Here is a 4,003-nt window from a genome sequence, read left to right on the forward strand (position 1 = left end):
CTTGATGATCTTCTTCATATCGTTTTTCGTTTTTTATTCATCTCTCATTGCGTCCACAGGCTTGATGTGCATGGCCCTCATCGCCGGTGCGAGTCCGGCGGCGAGTCCCAGTATGGTCAGCAGCAGAGCCGCGCCGACGGCGAGACCGAAGCTGATCTGGAACGGAGTGCCGTCGTTCACCCCTGCCTCCACCATCGCCAGTATGCCGACGGTGAATACTATGCTTGCAAGGCCCGATACCATGGTCAGAAGGACGCTCTCTGACATGATCTGGCCCAATATGTCCGAAGGTGTCGCGCCTATCGCGCGGCGTATTCCTATCTCGACCGTCCTTTCCTTGACGGTCACCATCATGATGTTGCTGACGCCTATCGCACCGGCGAGCAGGGTGCCGAGTCCTATGAGCCATATCAGCATGTCCACTCCCCGGAAGATGTTGTCGACCAGGGTGAATATCTCTTCCGCGTTCAGGACGAACACGGCCGGCTTGTCAGTCTCGTCGAAGAGGTGCTCGCGTGCGATGATCTTTCGTATCCTTTTCTCCAGCGAGGACATCTTGACCCCGTCCTTTCCTATCATGCATATAAGGTCCACGTTCTCGCCTCGGTGGTATATCTGCTGGGCGAGGGTGAGCGGGATGCTGACGGTCTCGTCGGCACTTCCGTTGATGCTGATATTTCCGCTGTTGTTGTCGACTCCGACTATCTGGTAATAGCTGGATCCCACCTGGATGAAGGTTCCGCAAGGATCCCCGCCGTCCGGGAAGAGGGTCTCGTAAATCTTCTTTCCTATGACGCAGACCTTGCGTGCGTTGGCCTCGTCGACGGAGTTTATGTACCTTCCGTACCTTAGGTCAGGGGTCTCGATACGAGAGTATTCAGGGCGCACGCCTTTGATCGAGCAGCTTGCCGAAAGCTCGCCGTTGACCGCATTCCCGCCCCAGACAGCTATGGTCGGGGTCACGACCTCCAGCTCTGGGACCATGATCTTCAGCCTCTCTATGTCCTTGACGGTGAGATTCCATGTCCGTCCCTCCTGCATGCCCTTGTACGGCTTTGTCGTCTCGGACGCGAAGAGGAAGGTCGAGTTGGTCGCGAAGCCCTCGAAGTTGCTCATCAGCTTCGCCTTCACTCCCTGTCCTCCGCCGAGCATGAACAGGAGCATGAACAGTCCCCAGAACACGCCGAAACCGGTGAGCAGGCTCCTGCTCTTGTTCCTGGTCAGCGTGTCGAACACCTCTCTGTATGAATCTACGTCGAATCTCATGCTAGTCTGCCCTCAATGCCTCTATTGGTCTTACACGCCCCGCCTTCAGGGCCGGGATGAGCCCTGCTATGGTTCCTGCCACGATAAGTACTATGGTCGCCTCGATCGCGACGTCGAGTCCTACGGAGCAGTCTCCGGACGTCACGATGTGCTCGCCCATGATCTCCAGGTCTCCGTTGAAGATGGTGTTCATGTATTCGCATCCCAGCATGCCCAGCAGCATGCCTATGTATCCGAACACCGCCGTTATGCTGACGCTCTCCGCGATGATGAGCTTCACTATGCTGGCAGGTGATGCGCCGATGGCCTTCCTGATTCCGAATTCGTGCGTGCGCTCCTTGACCGTGATGAGCATGATGTTCGATACTCCGACGACGCCGCTGAGCAGGGTGAACAGACCCACGATCCACAGTGCGGTGGTGACTATGCCCATTCCCATGTCCATCTGAAGGTTCTGCTTGAAGCTGTTCCTTATCCACAGCGCACCTCTGTCGGATGGGTCAGCCCTGTGGTGCTTGTTGATGACGGCCCTGTAGCGGGCCTCGAACTCGTCGTTCGCCTGCTCGGAGTCGAGTCCGTGGAAGGTGAAGATGATCCTGTCCGGGTGATCTCCCTTTGCGAATACGGTCCTGAGGGTGGTATATGGCACATAGGTGTCCGATTCCATCATGCTGTTGTCGGTCTTGTAGATGCCGACGATGACGAAGGAGTAATCGTCTACCTTCACTCTCTTTCCTATTATCCTTTCGATATTGATGTTCTCTCCGAAGAGGCGCTCGATGTCGGCCTGGGACATGACTATGCTCTTTCTCTCGTGCCTCAAGTCGTTCTCGTTGATGTAGCGGCCGGCCAGTATCTTCTCCGGCCGGATCTTGTCCGAGAGGGGAGTCACGCCGGTCAGAGAGGTGGTGAAATGGCTTTTCCCGTTGCTGATGGTCAGGTTCGATGCATGGACGATAGGGGCGACCTCGTCGATGTTGTCCGCGAACTGCGGGCTTGCGGTGATCTTCGTGTCCTCGTCATCCAGTCTTATGCGCCGTCCCTGCTGCAGCCCGTCGAACGCGACTGAAGTCTGGCCCGGATAGATGGTCATGTTGTTCATCTGTACGTCCGCCATGTTCGCCTTCATGTTGTTCTTCAGGCCGTTTCCTGCACCGAGGAGAATGATGAGCATGAAGATGCCCCAAGCCACGGCGAAGCCGGTCAGGCAGGTTCGCAGCTTGTTGCGACGCACGGATTCCCATATTTCGTTCAGCAGGTCGAACATCTCGCTACTTCATTATGGTTGATGTTCCGAACGCGGATGCGTTGTGGAGGTCGTTCATCTCGATGTTGCCGATCAGACCGTCCTTGATGTGCACGATCTTGTTGGTGCAGTTTGCGACTCCGCTCTCATGGGTGACGACGATGATAGTGACGCCTTCCTCCCTATTGAGGCGTCCGAGAAGCTCCATCACTTCTACCGAAGTCTTCGAGTCAAGCGCTCCGGTGGGCTCGTCCGCGAGGATGATCTGAGGATTGGTGATCAGCGCCCTGGCGATGGCCACGCGCTGCTTCTGTCCGCCCGACATCTCGTTCGGATAGTGCTGGGCCCAGTCTGCGAGTCCTAGGCGGTCGAGGTATTCCATCGCCATCGCATGTCTCTTGCTGCGGCCGACTCCCTGATAGAAGAGCGGCAGCTCGACGTTCTCGACGGCGGTCTTGAAGCTGATGAGGTTGAATGACTGGAAGATGAAACCTATCATGTGGTTCCTGTAGTCCGCAGCCTGCTTCTCGGTGAGACCCTTGATCAGTTTCCCATCGAGCCAGTATTCGCCTGTGTCGTAATCGTCCAGGATTCCCAGGATGTTGAGGAGGGTGGACTTACCCGATCCGGATGAGCCCATGATGGACACGAATTCACCCCTGTCTATGCTGAGGTCGATACCCTTCAGCACATGCAGGGGCTGTCCGTTATCGTATGTCTTGTTGACGTCCTTGAGTTCTAGAAGCATAGCGTTAATTTCAGGTGTTGCCTGTCACCAAAGTTATGCCATTTAGACGCAAGGATGTGCAGAAAGTTACAAAAAATCGTAATTATTCGTCCTGAGGCAGCTTTATGATCCTGAGGACGATGGCTACAGTTATCGCAGTGAGGCCAAGGGCGATGAATAGCCACTCCACTTTCGCCACCGCTTCGAGCTCGGTAGCGTTGCTCGGGCTGGAGAATATCCTGCCGACAACCTTCGGCACGAAGTAGAGGCCCATGTTCTGTATCCAGTAGATCAGCGAGTATGCCGTTCCGAGGTTCTTCTCCGGGATGATCTTCGGTACCGAAGGCCACATGGCTGATGGCACGAGGGAGTATCCTATGCCGAGGAAACCGATTCCTAGGTAGCCGAAGAATGCCACTCCCTGCGGTGCGAACGCGATGGTGAGATGGCCCAGGAGCACGCAGAGCGCACCCGAGATCATCCAGAGCGTCGCCTTTCCCACCTTGTCGACGAGCACGCCGAACAGCGGAGTGAACACTATCGTGAAGAAAGGAATCATGGCGACCATGGTGCCGGCGGTGGAAGCTTCTATTCCGAAGCGTGGGATCACTACCGCGGTTCCGAACTTCTTGAATGAGCTGACGCAGCAGTAGAAGGACACGCAGAGGAGTCCCAGCATGATGAACCTCGGGTTCCCGAGAACCTTGAGTATGTCGGAGAACCTGGAGCGGTTCTCCCGGCTTATCTCACCATGGTCGGATATG

4 protein-coding genes are annotated in these 4,003 nt (G+C 55.9%); all 4 read right to left on the minus strand.

Going from position 1 to position 4,003, the window contains the following annotated elements; translation table 11 throughout:
• Window positions 1-33: 33 nt before the first annotated feature.
• On the minus strand, window positions 34-1,266 hold the full coding sequence (locus tag AC06ND_RS09640; RefSeq protein ID WP_475678765.1) for an ABC transporter permease: 1,233 nt from the start codon (window positions 1,264-1,266) through the stop codon (window positions 34-36).
• Window position 1,267: 1 nt separating this feature from the next.
• The gene (locus AC06ND_RS09645) at window positions 1,268-2,533 is read right to left on the minus strand and encodes an ABC transporter permease (protein WP_475678766.1); all 1,266 of its coding nucleotides are present in this window, start codon (window positions 2,531-2,533) and stop codon (window positions 1,268-1,270) included.
• Window positions 2,534-2,537: 4 nt separating this feature from the next.
• Entirely contained in the window at window positions 2,538-3,260 is a 723-nt protein-coding gene (locus tag AC06ND_RS09650) for an ABC transporter ATP-binding protein (RefSeq protein WP_475678767.1), read from the minus strand.
• A gap of 82 nt (window positions 3,261-3,342) precedes the next feature.
• The coding region (locus tag AC06ND_RS09655; RefSeq protein ID WP_475678768.1) for an MFS transporter at window positions 3,343-4,003 on the minus strand (661 nt) is incomplete at its 5' end.

This window comes from Candidatus Cryptobacteroides sp. (genome assembly GCF_056207615.1).

What these genes read in the sequence shown, in the direction of transcription:
- AC06ND_RS09640 (WP_475678765.1), bottom strand. Translation starts at nt 1,266, where the DNA reads ATGAGATTCGACGTAGATTCATACAGAGAGGTGTTCGACACGCTGACC.
- AC06ND_RS09650 (WP_475678767.1), bottom strand. Translation starts at nt 3,260, where the DNA reads ATGCTTCTAGAACTCAAGGACGTCAACAAGACATACGATAACGGACAG.
- AC06ND_RS09645 (WP_475678766.1), bottom strand. Translation starts at nt 2,533, where the DNA reads ATGTTCGACCTGCTGAACGAAATATGGGAATCCGTGCGTCGCAACAAG.